Annotated in this window: 18 protein-coding genes; 11 read left to right on the top strand and 7 right to left on the bottom strand. The window is 58.6% G+C overall.

What is annotated here, in order from left to right; genetic code table 11:
• Nucleotides 1-92 precede the first annotated feature (92 nt).
• The 3 genes from argF to M8N44_RS03045 are packed head-to-tail and all read left to right on the top strand — an operon-like array spanning nt 93 to nt 1,851.
• Nucleotides 93-1,010 carry an ornithine carbamoyltransferase gene (gene argF, locus M8N44_RS03055; protein WP_102728409.1) on the top strand — a complete coding sequence of 306 codons (918 nt, stop codon included), beginning with the start codon at nt 93-95 and terminating at the stop codon, nt 1,008-1,010.
• A gap of 27 nt (nt 1,011-1,037) precedes the next feature.
• Nucleotides 1,038-1,457, top strand: coding sequence for a SufE family protein (locus tag M8N44_RS03050; RefSeq protein ID WP_022398072.1), 420 nt, complete (start codon nt 1,038-1,040; stop codon nt 1,455-1,457).
• A gap of 10 nt (nt 1,458-1,467) precedes the next feature.
• On the top strand, nt 1,468-1,851 hold the full coding sequence (locus M8N44_RS03045) for a PEGA domain-containing protein (protein ID WP_102727506.1): 384 nt from the start codon (nt 1,468-1,470) through the stop codon (nt 1,849-1,851).
• 129 nt (nt 1,852-1,980) lie between these two features.
• On the opposite strand, the gene M8N44_RS03040 is transcribed toward M8N44_RS03045, so the two are convergent.
• Together M8N44_RS03040 and M8N44_RS13895 are read right to left on the bottom strand one after the other, a co-directional pair.
• Nucleotides 1,981-4,020: an alpha amylase C-terminal domain-containing protein gene (locus M8N44_RS03040; protein WP_102721725.1), complete on the bottom strand. Its 2,040-nt coding sequence runs from the start codon at nt 4,018-4,020 to the stop codon at nt 1,981-1,983.
• A gap of 159 nt (nt 4,021-4,179) precedes the next feature.
• Nucleotides 4,180-5,151, bottom strand: a complete 972-nt coding sequence (locus M8N44_RS13895) for a LicD family protein (RefSeq protein WP_275539874.1) — start codon at nt 5,149-5,151, stop codon at nt 4,180-4,182.
• A 492-nt stretch (nt 5,152-5,643) separates the two neighbouring features.
• Here M8N44_RS13895 and M8N44_RS03030 point away from each other — a divergent pair, with 492 nt between their 5' ends.
• Both M8N44_RS03030 and M8N44_RS03025 read left to right on the top strand, forming a co-directional pair.
• The gene (locus tag M8N44_RS03030) at nt 5,644-7,485 is read left to right on the top strand and encodes an aminotransferase class I/II-fold pyridoxal phosphate-dependent enzyme (RefSeq protein WP_102728408.1); all 1,842 of its coding nucleotides are present in this window, start codon (nt 5,644-5,646) and stop codon (nt 7,483-7,485) included.
• Nucleotides 7,486-7,537: 52 nt separating this feature from the next.
• Nucleotides 7,538-8,590, top strand: coding sequence for an NAD/NADP-dependent octopine/nopaline dehydrogenase family protein (locus M8N44_RS03025; protein WP_102728407.1), 1,053 nt, complete (start codon nt 7,538-7,540; stop codon nt 8,588-8,590).
• Nucleotides 8,591-8,705: 115 nt separating this feature from the next.
• Here M8N44_RS03025 and M8N44_RS03020 read toward each other — a convergent pair whose 3' ends face one another.
• From M8N44_RS03020 to M8N44_RS03005, 4 genes are all read right to left on the bottom strand, one after another.
• A complete protein-coding gene (locus M8N44_RS03020; RefSeq protein ID WP_102728406.1) occupies nt 8,706-10,061 on the bottom strand; it encodes a Gfo/Idh/MocA family oxidoreductase in 1,356 nt (451 codons plus the stop codon).
• On the bottom strand, nt 10,058-10,939 hold the full coding sequence (locus M8N44_RS03015; protein WP_180972985.1) for a LicD family protein: 882 nt from the start codon (nt 10,937-10,939) through the stop codon (nt 10,058-10,060). Before M8N44_RS03015 ends, M8N44_RS03020 begins: the two co-directional genes overlap by 4 nt.
• A gap of 470 nt (nt 10,940-11,409) precedes the next feature.
• Nucleotides 11,410-12,000: a tetratricopeptide repeat protein gene (locus M8N44_RS03010; protein WP_102721729.1), complete on the bottom strand. Its 591-nt coding sequence runs from the start codon at nt 11,998-12,000 to the stop codon at nt 11,410-11,412.
• A 102-nt stretch (nt 12,001-12,102) separates the two neighbouring features.
• On the bottom strand, nt 12,103-12,951 hold the full coding sequence (locus M8N44_RS03005; protein ID WP_102721730.1) for a hypothetical protein: 849 nt from the start codon (nt 12,949-12,951) through the stop codon (nt 12,103-12,105).
• A gap of 156 nt (nt 12,952-13,107) precedes the next feature.
• Between M8N44_RS03005 and M8N44_RS03000 the strand changes: the two genes are divergently transcribed.
• The 4 genes from M8N44_RS03000 to M8N44_RS02985 are packed head-to-tail and all read left to right on the top strand — an operon-like array spanning nt 13,108 to nt 16,221.
• Nucleotides 13,108-13,902 (top strand): methyltransferase domain-containing protein, encoded by a 795-nt coding sequence (locus tag M8N44_RS03000; RefSeq protein ID WP_102728405.1) that lies wholly within the window; start codon nt 13,108-13,110, stop codon nt 13,900-13,902.
• Between the two features lie 43 nt (nt 13,903-13,945).
• Nucleotides 13,946-15,331 carry a UTP--glucose-1-phosphate uridylyltransferase gene (locus M8N44_RS02995; protein ID WP_102721732.1) on the top strand — a complete coding sequence of 462 codons (1,386 nt, stop codon included), beginning with the start codon at nt 13,946-13,948 and terminating at the stop codon, nt 15,329-15,331.
• On the top strand, nt 15,318-15,872 hold the full coding sequence (locus tag M8N44_RS02990; RefSeq protein ID WP_102728404.1) for a hypothetical protein: 555 nt from the start codon (nt 15,318-15,320) through the stop codon (nt 15,870-15,872). Before M8N44_RS02995 ends, M8N44_RS02990 begins: the two co-directional genes overlap by 14 nt.
• Nucleotides 15,859-16,221 (top strand): peptide chain release factor family protein, encoded by a 363-nt coding sequence (locus M8N44_RS02985; RefSeq protein ID WP_022398086.1) that lies wholly within the window; start codon nt 15,859-15,861, stop codon nt 16,219-16,221. The genes M8N44_RS02990 and M8N44_RS02985 overlap by 14 nt, the downstream gene beginning before the upstream one ends.
• Nucleotides 16,222-16,236: 15 nt before the next feature.
• Here M8N44_RS02985 and coaD read toward each other — a convergent pair whose 3' ends face one another.
• Nucleotides 16,237-16,746 carry a pantetheine-phosphate adenylyltransferase gene (gene coaD / locus M8N44_RS02980; RefSeq protein ID WP_102721836.1) on the bottom strand — a complete coding sequence of 170 codons (510 nt, stop codon included), beginning with the start codon at nt 16,744-16,746 and terminating at the stop codon, nt 16,237-16,239.
• A gap of 193 nt (nt 16,747-16,939) precedes the next feature.
• Here coaD and M8N44_RS02975 point away from each other — a divergent pair, with 193 nt between their 5' ends.
• Nucleotides 16,940-18,544, top strand: a complete 1,605-nt coding sequence (locus M8N44_RS02975) for a DUF4153 domain-containing protein (RefSeq protein ID WP_102728403.1) — start codon at nt 16,940-16,942, stop codon at nt 18,542-18,544.
• 88 nt (nt 18,545-18,632) lie between these two features.
• Nucleotides 18,633-19,808 carry a 1-deoxy-D-xylulose-5-phosphate reductoisomerase gene (locus M8N44_RS02970; protein ID WP_102728402.1) on the top strand — a complete coding sequence of 392 codons (1,176 nt, stop codon included), beginning with the start codon at nt 18,633-18,635 and terminating at the stop codon, nt 19,806-19,808.
• The last annotated feature ends 3 nt before the right edge of the window (nt 19,809-19,811 follow it).

Here is a 19,811-nt window from a genome sequence, read left to right as displayed (position 1 = left end):
AAGCCGCATTATTCCCTTTTCTTTTAAGGAAACAGGGAGTATGGTGCGGCTTTCCTGTTTTTATTCCCTTTCTCCATTCTCTTTACAATATCATGAAAAACCTTCTTTCCATCGAACAGCTTACCGGAGACGAAATCAAGGACCTGCTCGCGCTGGGCCACAAGCTCAAGGCGGAACGCGGCCATCACGAACGCCTGCCCCTGAAAGGCCAGACCTGGGCGCTTATTTTCTCCAAATCCTCCACCCGCACCCGCGTTTCCTTTGAAGTGGGCATCAGCGAACTGGGCGGACGCCCCATGTTCCTTTCCGTCCATGACATCCAGCTCGGGCGCGGAGAACCCATCAAGGACACGGCCCGCGTGCTGGGCCGCATGATCCACGGGGCCGCCATCCGGACTTACGGCCAGCAGGAAGTGGAGGAATTCGCCGGCTTCTCCGGCATTCCCACCATCAATGCCCTGACGGACGAGGAACACCCCTGCCAGATCCTGGCGGACCTGCTCACCATTGAGGAAATTTACGGCCCCGGCTCCTGGAAGGACATGAAGATCGCCTTCGTAGGGGACGGGGACAACAACATGTCCCGCTCCTGGATGTGGGCGGCCAAGCGGCTGGGCTTCACGCTCGCCATCGGCGCGCCGACCAACTACCTGCCGCTGGAAGACTTCCGCAAGCATCTGGACTGCGAGAACGTCATCTTCACCACGGACCCCGTGGAAGCCGTGAAGGGAGCCTCCGTCATCAACACGGACGTCTGGCTCTCCATGGGCCAGGAAGCGGAAGGCCTGTCCAAGGAAAAACACTTCTACCCCTACCAGGTGAACAGGGAGCTGCTGGAACACGCCGCCCCCAACCACTCCGCCTTCCACTGCCTGCCCGCCTACCGCGGCAAGGAAATCACGGAAGACGTGCTGGAACACTTCGCCCCCGTCATCTTCCGTGAAGCGGAAAACAGGGTCCACGCCCAGAAAGCCGTTCTCGCCACGCTGGCGGACGCCAACCGGGCATAACCGGCCTTTCCCACCAAAATCCGAGCCATGAACTACGAAGAACGCCTGCAAGACCTGCTGGATGAACTGGACCTGTTCCAGGACTGGACGGAACGCTACGAATACATCATCAGCCTGGGCAAGAAGCTTCCAAAGCTGGACGAAGCCCACAAGACGGAGGACTCCCTCATCAAGGGCTGCCAGTCCCGCGTGTGGCTGTACACGGAGCCGGACAAGGGCGTGCTGAAGCTCTACGCGGACAGCGACTCCCTCATCACCAAGGGCCTCATTGCCGTCTTCATCCGGCTGCTCTCCGGCCTTCCCCCGGAAGAAATCCTGAAAGCGGACATGTCCAAGCTGGACAGGACCGGCCTGAAGGACCATCTGGCGCCCACCAGGGCGAACGCCCTCAACTCCATGGCCGCCCAGATCAAGCAGGCCGCCATGAACATGGTGGAACACCATTGATTTTTCCGGTATGATGACCCACGGCCTTCTCCCGCATCTCTTCCTTCTCTCCGCGGCCTGTTGCGCGTGCCTCTCATGCAGCAGCTCTTCCAGGGACATCACTATCCGCAGTGTCCCTTCCGGGGCCAGCCTGCGCGTGAACGGAGACTATGCGGGGCAGGCACCCGTCACGCTCTCCCTGAACAGGCACAAGTCCGTGCACGTGGCGGCGGACAAGCCCGGCTTCCTTTCCACGGAAAAAACCTTTTATCCGGAGATGACCACGCAGGGGGCCATCCTGTGGGGCCGCAACAACGAAAAGTCAAAAGACTTCAAGACGGACACCCTGACCATTCGCCTGAAAAAGGCGGACTCCGGAGCGCCGCCCCTGAGGGAACTGCCCGCACAGTGGTAACGGCCTCCCGGCCATGCCTCTCCCCGGGCACGGCTCCATTCCTTCCCTGACGCGCGCGGCACGTGCCGCGCGCCCCCTTTGGGTCCTCTCCGCATCCGGCCTTGATACGCCGGTTTTTCGCGGTAATGGCTATCCTTCCTCCTGCCCCAGGTGCCGGGCCATGACGGCGGAACCCACCCTTTTCAGGACCAGGGCCGTACGCGGCAGCAGGTACAGGGAAAGATTCCCGTCTTCATCCGTAAAATGCGGCATGGAATCGTCCTGCCTTCCAAAGCCGCCGAAGCGGGCGCCGTCCGTATCCAGCACGACCCTCCATTCCCCCTTCTGGGGAGCGGGCAGCACGTAATCCATGATCGCCCTGTCTCCGGACCAGTTGAACACAAACAGCAGGCCGCCGCGGTGGAACGCCATGACCTGGTTGTTTTCGTCAATATTCAGCGGGAACGGCGGCGGATTGTTCAGCAGCCGTGCATCCAGGGCCAGGCGGACCATGGCCTGGTCAAAGGCATTCAGGAACTTGAACCTGAGGGACGGATTATCCACCAGGGACCACTGGCGGCGGCAGTGCTCGTAAGACCAGCCGTTGCCTTCACGCGGAAAATCAATCCATTCCGGATGCCCGAACTCGTTGCCCATGAAATTCAGCCAGCCTTCCCCCCCGGTAGCCAGCGTCACCAGGCGGATCATCTTGTGCAGCGCCATGCCGCGGTCAACAACAAGGCTCTGCTGGTCCACGGCCATCTTCCAGTACATCTCCGCATCCATCAGGCGGAACGCCAGGGTCTTGTCCCCCACCAGGGCCTGGTCATGGCTCTCGCAGTAAGCCACGTGCGGCTCGCCGTAACGCCTGTTGGTCAGCGTATGCCACATGTCGCCCATGCTCCATTCCTCGTCCTTCTTCTCCTTGAGCAGCTTGATCCAGTAATCGGGAATGCCCATGGCCAGCCGATGGGAAAAGCCCAGGCCCCCTTCATCCACCGGGCGGCACAGCCCCGGCATGCCGGACATGTCCTCCGCAATCGCGACGGCGCCCGGTCTTACCCGCTGGATCAGCGTGGAGGCCAGCTGCAAATAAGCCACGGCGTCCAGGTCCACGGACGGCCCGAAGTACGCGCCCAAATCCCCGAACGGCTCGTGGCCCCGGTGGAAATACAGCATGGACGTCACGCCGTCAAAGCGGAACCCGTCAAAGCGGAACTCCTCCAGCCACCAGCGGACATTGGACAGCAGGAACTCAATCACCTCGTCCCGCCCATAGTCAAAGCAGCAGGAATCCCAGTCCGGATGATGGCCGCGCTCCCCGGGCAGGAAATACATGCCTCCGGAACCGTCAAAATTATTCAGACCTTCCGCCTCATTCTTCACGGCATGGGAATGCACCACATCCAGCAGCACGGCGATGTTCAGGCCGTGCGCCTGGTCAATCAGGTACTTCAGATCCTCCGGCGTGCCGAAACGGGAGGAAGGAGCGAAAAAGGAGGAAACGTGATAGCCGAAGGAGCCATAATAGGGATGCTCCTGGACGGCCATCAACTGGACGGTATTGTAGCCCAGTTTGGAAATGCGGGGGAGAACTTCATCCGCAAACTCCCGGTACGTATGCACGCGCTGCTCTTCCCCGCCCATGCCCACATGCGCCTCGTAAACGAACGGCACCTCTATCCGGGAAGGGTCAAAGCCGTTGTTCCTCCATTCATAGGGGTGCTCCGGCATCCATATCTCCCCGGCAAAATCATAAGTGGCGGGGTCCTGCACGGCCCTGGTGATCCACGCGGGAATACGGTCCTTCCCCGTGCCGTCCGCGCCGATCACGTGCACCTTCACCTTCTGCCCGTGGGCCAGCGCGTCAGGCGGCAGCGTTATCTCCCACACGCCGCGCTCATTCCGCACCAGCGGGTGGCTCTCCCGGTCCCAGCCGTTGAAATCCCCCGCCAGGAACAGTCCGCGGGCGGCGGGCGCCCATTCCCGGTACGTCCATGCCCCCGTCTCCGGATCACGGTTGAAGCCGTAATAGCGGTACCCCTGCGCATACCCCTCCAGAGAGCCGGAACGCTGGCTGATCCTTTTCATTTTCAGGTCAAACAAACGCTGGCGGTCGCGTATCTGGCGGGAATACGGCTGGAGCCAGCCGTCCGCCATCACCAAACCGGGAATCGGGGGTCTTCTCATTATCCGATGATACTCCGCCCCAATCAGCAGGGTCAAGGAGAAAGACGTTCTTCCGGGCCTCCCCGCGCATGTCCTGCGCCCGCAGCGTCAGGAACACCTTCTTTCCGGAGAATACGCCACGGCGGAACGCCGGAACCACGCAGCTCCTCCCATGCGCCCCTAGTCACATTCCGGCAAACGCCCGGTATCCCGCATGTACAGCATCCTGAGCAGCACTTCCTTGGAAATCCGGTTCAGGTCAAAATGCACAGGCGGCGAATCAGGAAGGACACCCCAGTCTCCATATTGCCCGTATAAAACCATTTCAGGCACCCGGGGCCCGGGAAAAGTCTTTCCTTCAAACAGGACGCTGGACAGGGGAAACATCCATTCATGACGGAAGGAATGGCGGCACGGTCCGGCAAAGGGAATTTCAAAACCCAGACAGACGTTTCCATCCTCCACAGGCTCCTTCCCTTCCATCACCAACTCATCCCTGATCTTCATTTTATCCTCATAAGAACACAGCGTTTGGTAACGGCGCGACGTGTTAGCTTCATAATCAATCAGCTTAGAAGCCTTGTAATTACGCAGCATCCATTCCCGCTCCTCCGGATCATCCGGAGACCAGGAGCCGGGAGCAACATCGTACGGGAAAATGTCCACATTGCACAAGGTGCCCGGCAGCCCAATCTGGATAAACGGCTCCAGGCTGACGGAAAAGCCGCGGGAACCAAACAACTCGGCAGCGCCCGCCCTCAGTCGTTCATAGTCGCTTCGCAGCATGGAAATATCCAGATCATCATCCCAGGGAATAAACCCCTTATGCCTGACCGCCCCCAGAAGGGTCCCGAAATCCAGCCAGTACTGGTAGCCGTTTTCTTCAAGAATACTGCCCACTTCCTTCAAAAAAAATGCCATGGCCTGCTGCACAACCCTCAGCACGCCGGACGCCGCCGGAACTTCCTCCGCCCGGACGGTGGACTTCACCAGCTTTCTCATCTGTGCATGCTCATTTTCCTTCCCCACCCTGAACCGGGCGCAGGGAATGCCGAACAACCTGATGGTACGCTTCTTTCTATCCGTGATTGAAGAAAGCACCGTCAGGCCGCAGCAGCGTACTTCCGTCACCCACAGATGTTTATTTTTCATTAGCTTTCCGGTTCTTCCGGCAGTGATGAACGAAGGCAATCTCATGGTGGGCAAATCTAGGCAGTGAATACGGGAAAATATCAATCTTTCCGTAAGCGAACAACGGGGGGGTCCTGAAACGGACCTTATCCACCGGATACCATAAGTCAATGAAAAACAATGCGGCTTTTTAATGAAAAACAACCATTTCCGTATATTAAAACCATTTTCTCCAAGATGCAGCTTTTGAAAAAAACCCTCAATTCTCTTTTCCCCAACTTCCATAGCATGCGGATTGATCATCCGTTAAACGGATCGCCATCTCCATTTGAAGTTAAATCAATGAAAAGCGGGAAAATAGGGAAGGAAAATGAATTACGTACTTTTCCTTTTTCACCAATGTACTTTCCATTAACATGTTTTTGCAGAAATTTTTACTTTGACGGCGGATGATCAATCCGTTAAACATTGTTCTTAGTTCTTTTTAAGTTCTGAAGACAAATTAGAGTATTTATGCAGGCGATCATTTTAGCGGCCGGAATGGGAAAAAGACTGGGGCATCTCACCCAGGACAACACCAAATGCATGATTCAAGTGAACGGGGTAACGCTGATTGAGCGAATGCTGAGGCAACTGGACAACCTTTCCCCTTCCCTGGAGAAAATCGTCGTCGTCACGGGATACAAGGGAGCAAAACTTAAATCCTTCATCTCTCTTCTGGACATTTCCACGCCCGTGGAATACGTGGACAATCCCCTTTATGCCGCCACCAATAACATTTATTCCCTTTACCTGGCCAAGGAGCACCTGCTTCAGGACGATACGCTGCTCTTTGAATCCGACCTGATTTTTGAAGACTCCGTCATTGACGCCCTGCTCCACCATCCCTATCCCAGCCTGGCCCTCGTCGCCAAATTTGAAAGCTGGATGGACGGCACCGTCGTCACGCTGGATGAAGACGACAACATCAAGCAATTCATTCCCGGCAGCAAATTCTCCTATAAGAAAAAAACGGAATACTTCAAGACCGTCAACATTTACAAATTCAACAGGGATTTCTCCCGTACCCACTACGTCCCCTTCCTCACCGCTTACAGCAAAGCCCTGGGCAACAACGAATATTACGAGCAGGTGCTGCGGGTCATCGCCCTGCTGGACAAACCGGAAATCAAGGCCCTGCGTCTCGGCAGCGAAGCATGGTATGAAATAGACGACATCCAGGATCTGGACATAGCGGCTTCCATGTTCACACCAGACCGGGAGGAACACCTGCGCCTGATGGAGTCCCGGTACGGCGGCTACTGGCGCTACCCACGCATCAGGGATTTCTGCTACCTGGTCAATCCATACTTCCCCAACAAGCGCCTCATGTCCGAACTCAAGGCGAACTTTGAGCACCTGGTGCGGGAATACCCGTCCGGCATGAGGGTCAACAGCCTGCTGGCCGCAAAATACTTCGGCGTCAGCCAGGAATACATCTGCATCGGCAATGGCGCGGCGGAACTCATCAAGGCGCTCATGTCCCGCATGGAAGGGAAAATGGGCGTCGTCTACCCCACCTTTGAGGAATATCCCAACCGGGCGGCCCCGGATATGGTGGTGCCCTTCCATCCCGCTTCCTGGAATTTCAGCTACACGGCGGACGACCTGATGGAATTCTTTTCCGGCAAGGACATCAGCACCCTGCTCCTTGTCAATCCGGGCAATCCTTCCGGCTTCTTCCTCCCGAAGGCCGACGTGCTGCGCCTCTGCCTGTGGACGAAGGAGCGCGGCATTCGCCTGATCGTGGATGAATCCTTTGTGGATTTCTCTGAAGGCATGCCGGACAACACGTTGCTCCGGGACACCCTCCTTGAGGAGTACCCCCATTTGGCGGTGGTTAAAAGCATTTCAAAGTCCTACGGCGTTCCAGGCCTCCGCCTGGGGGTTCTGGCCTCTGCAGACAAAAAGCTGATTGCATGGATAAAAAAGGACGTTTCCATCTGGAACATTAATTCCATTGCCGAATTTTACATGCAGATCTTCGGGAAATATGAACAATCCTACGTGCGCGCATGCCGCCGGTTCATGGAGGAAAGGGACCGCTTCATGCAGGAACTCTCCCGCGTTCCCTTCCTGAACGTCCTCCCCTCCCAGGCCAACTACTTCATGTGCGAGGTAATGCCGCCCATGAAAGCCCGTACCCTCACGGGCCTCCTGTTGAAAAACCACTCCATCCTGATCAAGGATTGCAGCCGGAAAAAGGGCTTTGAGGGTAGGGAATTCATCCGCATCGCCGTCAGGAACAAGGCAGATAACGACGCCCTGGTACGCGCCATGCACGCGGAAGCCGCTTCGGAACCGCTTTCCATCTGACCACGCTGGCGGAAACCTCCCTTTTTTCATCCTTCTCCATTACTGCTTTTTCATGAACGCTACTTCTGCGCCCATCATAGGCATCTGCGGCGGCGGCAACTTGGCCCATGCCATGGCCGGGTGGCTGGGGGCCCGTGGCCTGCGCGTCAATATCCTGACCCGGAAGCCCGAACAATGGAATAAAACCATCTCCGCCTCCTTTCCGGACGGAACCGCGCTCCGGCCCCCCCTGGGCCGAATCAGCAATCATCCGGAAATACTGGAGGAATGCAGCCTTGTGCTGGTGGCGGTCCCCCGTTTCGGCATCCGGGAAATATGCCTGCGCATCAAGCCCTTTCTGCGCCGTGATCAGGGGCTCGCCATCGTGCCGGGCACTCCGGACGTCATGGACATGGCGGAAGACGCCTCATGGACTTCCTCCGTCAGCCTGATGGGAATATACAAGGTTCCCCTGATCTGCCGTACGCTTGAATATGGCCATTCCGTCTCTATTCTCGGCAGCCGCCCCCTCAACAGGATATGGGTTGCCCCCGGGAACGACGCCGGCCATTGGTCCGCATTGCTGGAAACTCTGTTTGATACTCCGCTGGAACTCCTTTCCTCCCCATGGCCTTTCCTGCTGAACAATTCCAATCCCCTTCTGCACCCCTCCCGCTGCATGAGCCTGTTTCGCCATTACAGGGAAGGAACCTTCTACGACAGGCAATTTCTGTTCTATGAAGAATGGACGGAGGAAGCCAGCGAACTGTACATCCGAGCAGATCAGGAACTTCTGGCTCTTTGTTCCCGCTGTCCCGGCATGGAGATCGGCAGGGACATCATTCCTGTTCTGAACTACTATGAATCCCGGAATGCCGCGGAACTAACCGGGAAAATCCGTTCCATCCCGGCGTTCCGCGGAGTCAAGGCACCCATGGTCCTCCGGGAACAGGGCTGGGCGCCGGACTTCGCCTCCCGCTACTTTACGGAAGACGTTCCCCTGGGCACCGGGCCGATTTGTCGTCTTGCGGAAAAACTGGGCGTTCCGTCGCCCACGCTCCATTCCTTTGTGGAATGGAACACTTCCATGCTGGACAGGTTTTCTCCGTTGCAGGAAAAATCATAAAACGGCTGACGACAACGCAGTTCAAGACAGGCCTTTCATACCGGACAGCTCCCCGGAAAGCACCGGCTCATTCCGTCAGGCGGGTTCAACGGTCCGGGAACGGCATTTTTCCTGTTCAGTTGATCTCTTCAACATCGCCGCCTTCGCGGAACCGGCAGGTCACGTCAGCCATGAACAGGGAATCATCCCGGGACATGAGGGAAAACTCATGACGGCAGCCGTGAATCAGGCGCAAAAACGCGGCCAGCTCATAGCGAAGGCCGTCGCCCTCAAACCTGATAAAATATTTCCTGTTCTGCCGGGGGTCTTCAAAACGCACCTCAAATATCTCCGTCTTCCACCACGGGGAGGGCACGTAAATATAGCCGCGCGTTCCCGTGACGCACAGGTCCCCCTCCCGCTTGGCTCCGATGGCGACCGTAGCGGAGGCTGCCGCATTGGGATAAAGGAAATCCGCCCGCGTAAAAAGGTCCACGCCCGTTTCCGGCTTCCTGCAAGTCGTGAAGCGGATGCGGCGGCTTTCCGTCCCCAGCAGCTTTCCGATGACGAAAACGGGATAAGCCCCCAGCTCCGTCCACGCCCCCCCGGCCTGCATGGGATCGAACTCCCTGCTTGAATCATCCTCAATCAATTTGGTGAACGCGGCGTCCACCGCCTTGATGGAACCGATAACTCCGCTTTCCGCCACGCCTATCAACTGCTGGAAAGCCGGGAAAAAAGCCGTTTTCAGCGCTTCCAGTAAAACGCATCCCCTCTCCGCGGCCAGCAGGAACAGCTCTTCCACCTCTTCCCGGGAAAGGGCAAGCGGCTTTTCGCACAGCACATGCTTTCCTTTCAGGAGGGCTCTTTTGACCAGTTCATAATGCAGATGATGCGGAACGGCCACGTAAACGGCATGGACCTTGTCCAGGAACCGTTCATACTCCGTGTAATATTCCAGCAGTTCATACGATTCCGCAAACCGGCGCACCTTCTCCTCGTCGCGTCCGTAAACGGCCGTTATTTCAATGCCGCTGACGTACTTGGACTCCTGGAGAAAACGGCCCGCTATGCGCCCGTGGCCGGCAATTCCCATGTGGACAATGAAATTCCGGGCGGAACGGAGGTCGGTTGAAGAAACGCCCTTCGTGCGCTCCAGGTAAACCACCTCGCAATGTTCGCGCAGATAATCGAACTTGCCCGTCCAGTCGGAACCGATCACGAAAATATCCGCCCCATACTTCTGGATGTCGTGCAGCTTCTGCCCTTCCAGCTCCTCCGTGATAATAAGGTCCGCCAATCCGGTCTTCCGGACATTTTCCACGCGTTCCTCCAGGCTTTCCAGCACATTCAGCTTGCCCCGGCTCTGGTCGTAGCTGTCTGTGGTCACGCCGACGATAAGGCGGTCCCCCAGCGCCCGTGCTCTTTTCAGAAGATTGACGTGCCCCGTATGAAGCAGGTCGAAAGTGCCGTAGGTGATAACCGTTTTCATGACTGGGATATGTCAATCTGCTTTCCGTAGACGTCAATGAAACGGTTCACCGCCGTCTCAAAGGGGACATGTTCCATCATGCGCTTTACGGAAGGGTGCTTGAACTGGATGCGGTCCGGATAGGACAGGTAATCGCCATAAAAAAATTGCAGGTACTGGCGCGCATGGTTGGGCACGGAGAATTTCATCCCCTCAAACTCCATGGATCCCAGGGGAAAGAACGTCTCATAGGGCAGATGAGTGTTTTTCGTAAATGTGATGGCCGGGGAAAGGAAAATTCCGGGGGTGTCCTCCTCCGCCGCCGGGTCCTTGCCTTCCAGAATCTCCCGGCGGATTTTCTGCTGGATCTGGTCATCGGTCATGTTCATCCGGCCATCCACCAGAACCACGTCTTTTTTAAACGCAGTAAGCCGCCTGTCCAGGCTGCCGTGCTGTTCCGGGGACACGAGGCTTTCCGAATAAAAATGATAAGGGTATACGTCAATGTTGAGAGGAGTGCCCTCATACCCTATTTGCAGGAAGGCATGCCTTTTCCAGGTAAAACCTTCCTCCCGCGGAAAGAGGGAGGGCAGCAGTTCCAGAAGGCGGTCGTACTCCGGCCTCATCATGCTTGCGTCCAGATCATCGTCCCACGGAATAAAGCCCCTGTGCCGCACCGCGCCCAGCAACGTTCCGTAATCCAGCCAGTACCGGAGGCCGTTTTCCCGGCACTTCCGCGCAAAAAGAGCCAGCAAAACGGTATTGCCTTCCTGAAGCAGCCTCAGTTTGCCCGTAGCCGGAGGAACCTGGGAAACGGGATGGTTGTAAATGAGAAGATTGCGGATATCTTCCAGCTTTGACGCCAAAGATTCGTTTCTTCTTCTCCTGAAACCATTCATAAACCGATTGATGATTTTCCGCCCATAATAAGGGAGCTTACAGAGAACCATATATTTTATATGGTTTAATTCCATCATATTCAATCAGTTTTAAAAAATTCAAACCATCTGCCGAAATCGAACGGCCTTTAATCATTGAAGAGGAATCAGTATAATGCAACCTTTCAGCTATGCAACGTTTATTATATTGATTTTCATCAATAAAAAGCTTCTTTCACTCTGGCTAGAAGCTTGAAAATACAACTTTTACCTGAAAAGAAAAAAAAGAGGGAAGCTTTCCTGAAATTCTTTTTTCCTTTTTTCTGGAACGCATTAAAAAATTACTGGAGCAACCGCTCCGTGAAAAATAACAGGCCGCATGAACAAAGACACTCCGCCAGCCGGGAAAAACCATGCGCTGCCGGTCAGCTACACAGCCCTAACCAGGCAAACTTTCCATAGCAAATGCCGCTACTTCAGCACGGGGTTATTTACAGCTTGTCCAGGGCGGAACGGCCGTAAGCCGTGTTGGGATACCTGTCCGCGGCTTCCTCCCAGTATTTCCGGGCCTTGTCCGGATTGTTGAGCTGGGAATCATAAATCACTCCTATCTTGTACAGGAACAGGGCCCGGTCCTCCTTGCGCCATCTTCTGGACTCCAGGCCTTCCTGAAGGACTTCAACGGAATCCGCATACCGGCGCATATCGTTCAGCAGGCTGGATTCCATGAGCCAGGAACGCACCAGCCCCGAATTTTCCTTCCGGTAGCGCTCCAGCAGTTCCAGGGCTCCCTGCGGATCCCCGGAATTCAGCATGCGCCGGGCGGCATCCACCAGCACTTCCTCATCCGTGGTGATGTTGGAGGAATACAGCGTCTTGGTCACCAGATCGCCCATCACGGGCAGCAGGTACTTGACCACGAGCCACACTTCAAAGGCAATCACCGGAATCAGGACGACCAGGGATTGCAGCGGGGAAAGGGGAATAGCCTGCGCCAGGAACGCAAAGAGGCCCAGGGGAAGCAGCACCAGCAGCAGCCGTATAAACGTGCGCCGGGCCAGCAGCAGAATCATTTTCAACATGGCGGGATTGTTCAAGGGAGTTAGAGGCCGTCCGGGCGGCTCCGGAGAAAAAGGAACGCCTCCGCGGCCCCGCCCGGAGGAAAGGGCCGCGGAGGCTTCCGTTTAAAAGCGGTAAACGGCTTCCACGCCCACGCGGATGCGGAAGTCCTCAATCGTGCTCATGCCGGTGTAGCGGCGGATTTCGGAACGGGTGTTTCCGGCCCAGTCCAGCTGGATGAAGGGAATGACGCGGAACCCGCGGCTGGCATCCACGCCCGTTACGCGCACGGGAGCCGCCAGCTTGATGTTCACCTGGTCAAATCCGGCCACGCCGGAGCCCCAGTAGCTGGAAGAATAGCCGGTTCCGGCGCTCAATTCCAGGTCCACCTTCTCATGAATCAGGCCGCTCCAGCGCTTGCCCGCGTTCAGGTCGATACGCCAGCCAATCATGCCGTAAAAGCCGTACTGCACGTCCAGGGAGCCAAAATAGCCGTGGCCCGGATCGTCATACGCCAGGCCTGCCGTCACGGACTGAGCCACGGAATGGGGGGCCTTCCCCATGTACTTGCTCAAATAGCCCGGCAGGCCGCCGTAATTGAATTCGTACCCCCCCCGGAAAGACAGGTTGGGGAACAGCTCCTTGACGGCCTTCCAGTTGGCGTCAAAGGCATCCTTGTCGCTCAGCAGGCCGTCGCAGAAGGCCATGTATTCCGCGCCGATTTCCTGCTTCCAGTCCCGGGCCAGGTTGAGATTCAGCTCACCGCCGATGTTGAACACGCCGCTGCGGTTCAGCAGGGAGGATGCCACCACGTCCTTGTAGGCATACCGGGAATCATAACCGATGTGGGCCGCGCCGCTGACCGTATCATTGTAGGAACTTGCGGGACGGGGGTCATAACCGTATCCGTCATAGGCGCCGGCGGAAACCGCGGCCAGGGCTGAGGCCGCCATGAACAGGGCTGTTGCTTTCATAGTAAGCTTATCTTAATCATTTCAACCCCGCCAACGCAAGCAGAATCCCGGAACGGCACGGAGAAACGGACCTTGGCGGCAGCAGCGGGAAAATCCCTTGAAAAAAGACAGGGTCTTTCTTGTAAAGAATCCCTTTCCTCCTATGATGGGGCAGTGATGGACTGGAACGCTGATTTGTACGAAAACAAGCATGATTTTGTCGCGGAATATGGCAGGGACCTGCTCTCCAACGTGCCGGAAAACCCCGGCCAGGCCATTCTGGACCTGGGCTGCGGAACCGGTACGCTGACGCACGCCCTGCTGGAAAAATCGACCTCCGTCGTCGGGCTGGACGCCTCCCCGGAAATGATTGGAAAGGCACGGCAGCTTTATCCCGGCATGGACTTCCGCGTGCTGGACGCCTGCCTCATGCCCTGGAACAACTGGTTTGACGTCATTTTTTCCAATGCCGCCTTCCATTGGATACCGGACCACGGGGCTCTTTTGAAAGCCGTCTCCCGCGCCTTGAAACCGCAGGGAAAACTGATCTGCGAATTTGGGGCCCACCGCAACATCCTCCGCATCAGGGAGGCCTTCCGGCCCAGCCTGGAGCGGATGAACCTCCCGTACAAGACACGTTTTTACTTCCCCACCGTGGAAGAATACCGCAGCATGCTGGAACAGGCAGGACTGCGCCCGGAAGTGGTAATGGACTTTGACCGCCCCACGCCGCTGAAGGACGGGCCGTACGGCTTGCGCAACTGGGCGCGCCAGTTCTTCTGGGCGGACCTGAAGTGCCTCCACGAAAAACGGCGCGTCCGGATTTTCGAGGAAATGGAAAAGGCCCTGCGGGACGAGCTGTGGGACGGCACCCAATGGGTGGCGGACTACCGGCGCATCCGGGTGATCGCTTCCAAACAAGCCGAAGGCCCCCACAGGGGGAAAGGCGCGCGGACGTGCCGGATACGCTGATAATGCTTGAGCCTCCAACGGGCATTTTGTACAAAAGCCGCCAATGAGTACGTTCACTCCTTTTGAAGAAAAGATGGAGTCCGCCGGCGTTCCGGCCGCAGCCGTCAAAGCTTTCTCCCGCTGTTACGAAGCTCTCGTCTCCAACCACTCCGGCATGATTCCGGAAATGGACATCCAGCCCGCCGACCAGGTGGAGGACTGGCAGGACATCACGGCCTCCACCCCCGCGGCGGACAAGGACCTGATCTCCCAGTGCGTGTGCATCAAGCTCAACGGCGGCCTCGGCACGAGCATGGGCCTCCAGAAGGCGAAAAGCCTGCTGAAGGTAAAGGGTGAAGATACGTTCCTGGACTTGATCGTCCGGCAGGTGAAGCACCTGCGCTCCATCTCCGGCACGCCCGTGCGCCTTCTGCTGATGAACTCCTTCTCCACCAGCGCGGATACGCTGGCCTACCTGGAGAAATACGCGTCTGACGGCTTTGCGGACCCCGCCCAGGTGGAGCTGATGCAGAACCGCGTTCCCAAAATCCTGGCGGACGGGCTCGCCCCGGCCAGTTGCCCGGAACAGCCGGAACTGGAATGGTGCCCGCCCGGCCACGGTGACCTGTACCCGGCGCTGCTGGGCTCCGGCTGGCTGGACCGCCTGCTGGCGGACGGCGTCAAATACGCCTTCGTCTCCAACTCCGACAATCTGGGCGCACAGCTTGACATGAACTTCCTGCGCTGGTTTGCGGAGAGCGGCGCCCCCTTCGTCATGGAAGTCACCCGCCGCACGGAGGCGGACAAGAAAGGCGGCCACCTGGCCGTCAGGAAGGCGGACGGCCACTTGATCCTGCGGGAAGTTGCCCAGTGCCCGGATGCGGACATTCCCGAATTCCAGAACATCTCCAAGCACCGCTATTTCAATACCAACACGCTCTGGATACGCCTGGACGCCCTCAAGGAAATCCTGGACGCCAACGGCGGCGTGCTCCCTCTGCCCATGATCCGGAACAGCAAGACGCTCAACCCCCGCGACCCGGAATCCGCCCCGGTGTACCAGCTGGAAACGGCCATGGGCGCGGGCATCGAGTGCTTCCCCGGCGCAAGGGCCGTCAACGTTCCGCGTTCCCGGTTCTTCCCCGTCAAGACCACGTCCGACCTGCTCCTGCTGCGTTCGGACGCCATCGCCGTGGATGAAGACGGCAAGGTGGCCCTGGCTCCGGAACGGGAAGGAAAAACTCCCGTTGTGGACCTGGACTCCAAGCTGTACAAGCTGGTGGACTCCCTGGACAGCCTGGGCCTGCCTTCCCTGATCGGGCTGGACAAGCTGACCCTGCGCGGCCGCTTCCACTTCCAGGACGGAGCCGTTCTCCAGGGCACGCTGCTGATGGAAAACGATTCCGAAGAAACGAAGGAAATCCTCCCGGGCGTTTATGCCGGAGCCTGAACTCCATTCTTCCGCCTCCGCCCCCCGCCCGGTCAAAGCCGGGCTGGGCGTGGAGGACATCCGGCACATTCCCGCCCGGGAAAGGGAGCTGCGCTTCACCCGCAACCGCGCGGGCTCCGTCCTGCTGGCGGCGGGATTCCTGCTGATCGCCACCGCCGCCTTCCTCCAGCTCACGGGTTACGATACGATCACCCCGTACCTGCCCGCCCCCCTGTGGGCCATGCAGGCTGCGGCGCTTGTTCCCGCCGTCCTCTGCCTGATTGCGGGGAGCCGCTGCCTGAAGCACGCGGCCGTCATCGTCACCCCGGTAGGCGTGGAAATCCTGCCCTTCCTGCGGGCGCGCCGCGCCATGCAATGGTGCTTCTGGCAGCAGATACGTTCTGCGGACCGGAAAGGCGGACGCCTGAACCTCCGCCTGACGGACGGCTCAACCGTCGCGGTCAGCCTGCGCTCCATGACAGCCGCCAGCCGGGAAATGCTGGTCCATGCGGTCCGGCAGCGCGTCAACACCCTGCAATGCTCCGGTTATGGTAAGGCCTGAAAAACTGGCCGCTCTCCAGGAGCGGATGGAAGCCCTGGGCATCCGTGAACAGGATCTGGAGGAAAGCTTTGTCCGCGGAAGCGGGCGCGGCGGCCAGAAGGTGAATAAAACCAACAACTGCGTTTATCTCAAGCACATCCCCACGGGAATCGCCGTCAAATGCCACGTGGACAGGTCCCGCGAGCTCAACCGCTTTCTGGCGCGCAGGGAACTGTGCGACGCGGTGGAACAAATGCAAACGGGCCGATGCGCCGCGAGAGCCCGCGTCATCCAGCGCATGCGCCGGCAGAAGGACCGTAGAAGACGCAGGCGTTCCAGTCCTCCGGCTCCCTCTCCGGACAACGAATAACGGCTCCAAAAGCCGCTAGGAACGCGGGAAAACTTCCCGGTACTTCTCCTTCAGCATGGCGAATACATTGTGGGGGACATAGCGGCTTACCTGGCTTTCCCAGCCTTCCGGGCCAATCAGCCCCTTGATCATGCTGGAGGACAGTTCCGCCGTATCCCGCGGAGGCATCAGGAACACCGTGCAGACCTTGGGAGCCATGTCCGCATTAATATGGCGCATCACGCGTTCATATTCATAATCCTGCGTGGAACGGATGCCGCGCAGCATGAACGTGGCCCCGTGTTCGTTGGCAAAATCCACCAGAAAGCGGTTGTGGAACTCGGCAATGCGCACGTCCGGCATGTCGGAAAGCGCCACCCGCAGCATGGTCATGCGTTCCTCATGGGAAAACGTGTAGTGCTTGTCCGGATTGTCGCCTATGGCCACAATCAGCTCATCAAACATCCTCGCCCCCTGCTTGATCATCCATAAGTGACCATTGGTCAGAGGGTCAAAACTACCGGCATACACGGCGATGCGCTTCATTCGTGCCATGCTATACGCCCTCCTGCGGAAAATACAATCCTTTTCCATGCGGCGGACCCGCCCTCTCCATTCAGGCCCGCTCTTTTCCGGACATCCCTGCTTGACACTCCTGCAATAACGGCTAAACATTAACGGACAGCGCCTCACTCCCCGCGTGCGGGCGGCTGTTCCGCAACTATCCGACCTTTCTCCTATGACAGAACCTTCCTCTTCCTTTCCGGAGCGTCCATCCCTTCCGCCTTCCTGCCCCACCTCCGTCCGCAGAGATCCGCAGTCCCTGCTTTCCCCTTCCTGGTGGAGGCATGGGCACATCCCGCTGCTTGTCCTGATTGCCAGCGGCTTTGCCGCGGATTTCATGTTCGGTACATTGGAGGGCCTGGGCATCGGCACTGCGCTGGGCCTTCTGCTGTACACGGCGGCCTTTCTGGCACTGAGAACGGACCTCAGCCGGAAGGAGCAGGTGTTCCTCGTTTTCATGGCCGTGCTGAACGCTGCTGCGGCAGGCGCCAACCTGACTTCCTTTACCCAGTTCAATCTGCTCATCGGCCTGGGGCTTCCCGTGGTGATAACGTTCCTGCCGCGGAAAGAGGGCAACAGCTTTGACCCTGCCAAACGGTACGTCACCTGGTGGGGCTATAAATTTTTCCGGATGACCCAGGCAAAAGAGGCGGCCGCAAACGTCCTGGGGAAAATTCCGCTTGCAGGCAGCGTCGCCATCGGAGTCATTCTGTTCCTGGTCTTCCTGTCCATCTTTGCGGACGGGAACCCTGTGGTCGCCGCTGTCAGAACAGCCATGAACAAATGGTTCTGGAGCTATTGCTCCTGGCTGGTTCCGGATATGGGAACGGTAGCGGACATCCTCCTGTGGTGCCTGGGAGCCCTGGCATTCGGCATTGCAGCCATGCCGCGCTCCCGCTCTTCCTTCCCGGAACAACACCCCGTGCGTCCGGGCAGCCCCTGGCTCCCGCACCTCCCCGCCGTTTCCCTGCTGTTCATCAACCTGGCCTTTCTGGTCAACAACGGCACGGACGTGGCGTTCTTATGGCGGGGGAGCGTTCCTGACGGCATCTCCCAGACCGCCTATCTGCACGACGGGGCGGACTCCATCATGCTGGCGGCCTTTCTTTCCGCCCTGGTGCTGCTGGTCCTGTTCCGTCCGGAAGGCTCCGTGCGGGCGTCAAAAACGGGAATCGTCCTGGGCTTCATCCTGGCGGCGCAGACCGGACTGCTCGCCGCCAGCGTGGGCATGAGGCTGTATTTCCAGATAAAAGATTTCGGCTTCTCTCCCAACCGCGTCACGGCCGGCATCTATTTGCTGATGGGAGCCTGCTTCCTGTACCTTCTCTTCCGCTACATGGCCGGTCATGGAAACTGGCTGCGTTATGGAAAACTCTGCGGCGCCACAGCCCTTGTTTTCCTGGCCCTGACCGGGCTCCGCAGTCCGTCCCAACTGAGCGGCGACCTGAACCTGATGACGATGGACAGGCAGCCGGACTGGTATTTCAGCGATGGAGACCTGCCGCGCTTTGAACTCCGGGACAACATCCCCTTCGCCATGGCCGTCTACCGCCGGCTGGGAGGGGATACGGAAGCCGGAGCCAACGTTTACGCCATGACCCGGGAAGCCCTCCATGCCGAAAGCCGCATTTGGAACTGGCGTTCCCGCAACCTGCGGAAATGGAGACGGGACCGGCAGAGGATGCAGTTCCGGCAGCTTCCCGAACCCACGGCACAAGCCACCTACGGCACGGATGCGTGGCGTCCTTCCTCCCGGCCCACCGGAATGAGGCCGAACTGACGGAGGGGCCGGTCCCTGCGGCGCGGGGAAGATTTTCATCTCCCCGGCTTGTCAAGGAGCCGTATTTTTTGCATCATGCTTCTCCGTTATGCAGAAACGACGCGTCGTCATCCTGGGCTCCACCGGTTCCATCGGAACCAGCGCCCTGAAAGTCGCCCGGGACATTCCGGACAGAATGGAAATCGTGGGGCTGGCCGCCGGAACCAGCGTGGAGGCCCTGGCCCGCCAGGCGTGCGAATTCAACGTCCGCAACGTATGCATTTTTGACCCGTCCGGGGCGGACAAGCTGGCGCGCGCCCTTCCCGGCGCCCAGGTGGAAACGGGCGAGGAAGGCCTGTGCCGCCTGGCGCAGCTTCCGGAGGCGGACATGGTGCTGATCTCCATCGTGGGGACTGCCGGCCTCAAGCCCGCACTGGCCGCCATTGAAGCAGGCAAGGACCTCGCCATCGCCAGCAAGGAAATTCTGGTCATGGCCGGCCAGATTGTCATGGAAAAGGCGCGCCAAGCAGGTGTGCAGGTGCTTCCGGTGGACAGCGAACATAACGCCATCTTCCAGTGCCTGAACGGCAGCCACGGCGGACCGGATGCCGTTTCCCGCCTGATTCTGACGGCGTCCGGCGGCCCCTTCCGCACCTGGAAGAAGGAAGACCTGGAGCACGTCACGCTGGAACAGGCCCTCAAGCACCCCACCTGGAGCATGGGCCGGAAAATCACCATAGACTCCGCCACCCTGTTCAACAAGGGGCTGGAAATGATTGAGGCCCGCTGGCTGTTTGACGTTCCCATGGAAAAGGTGGACGTCATCGTTCACCCGCAGAGCATCGTGCATTCCATGGTGGAATACCGGGACGGCACGGTGCTGGCCCAGATGAGCAGCTCGGACATGTGCTTCCCCATCCAGTACGCCGTCACGTGGCCGGACCGCGTTCCCAACTCTCTCAAGCAGCTCAACTTTGCGGAGATAGGCCAGCTGGTGTTCGAGGCGCCCCGTCCGGACGCCTTCCCCGCCCTGGACCTGGCGCGCAGGGCCGGCGCCAGCAGCAGCACCCTGGCCGCCGTCTACAACGCCGCCAATGAAGTGGCGGTGGACGCCTTCATTCAGGGAAAACTCACCTTCCCCGGCATCTGGAAACTGGTGGAAGCCGTCATGAACGACCACACCCCGGCAGATCCCCGCGGAGAGCTGGCCCCCATCCTGGAAGCGGACCAGTGGGCCAGGCGGCGCGCGGCGGAACTGATTCCTTCCCTTTCCCGCCCTTCCTGACGC

Origin of the sequence: Akkermansia massiliensis, from assembly GCF_023516715.1 — a bacterium.
Taxonomy (GTDB): domain Bacteria; phylum Verrucomicrobiota; class Verrucomicrobiia; order Verrucomicrobiales; family Akkermansiaceae; genus Akkermansia; species Akkermansia massiliensis.
This window is presented reverse-complemented; position numbering and strand designations above follow the sequence as displayed.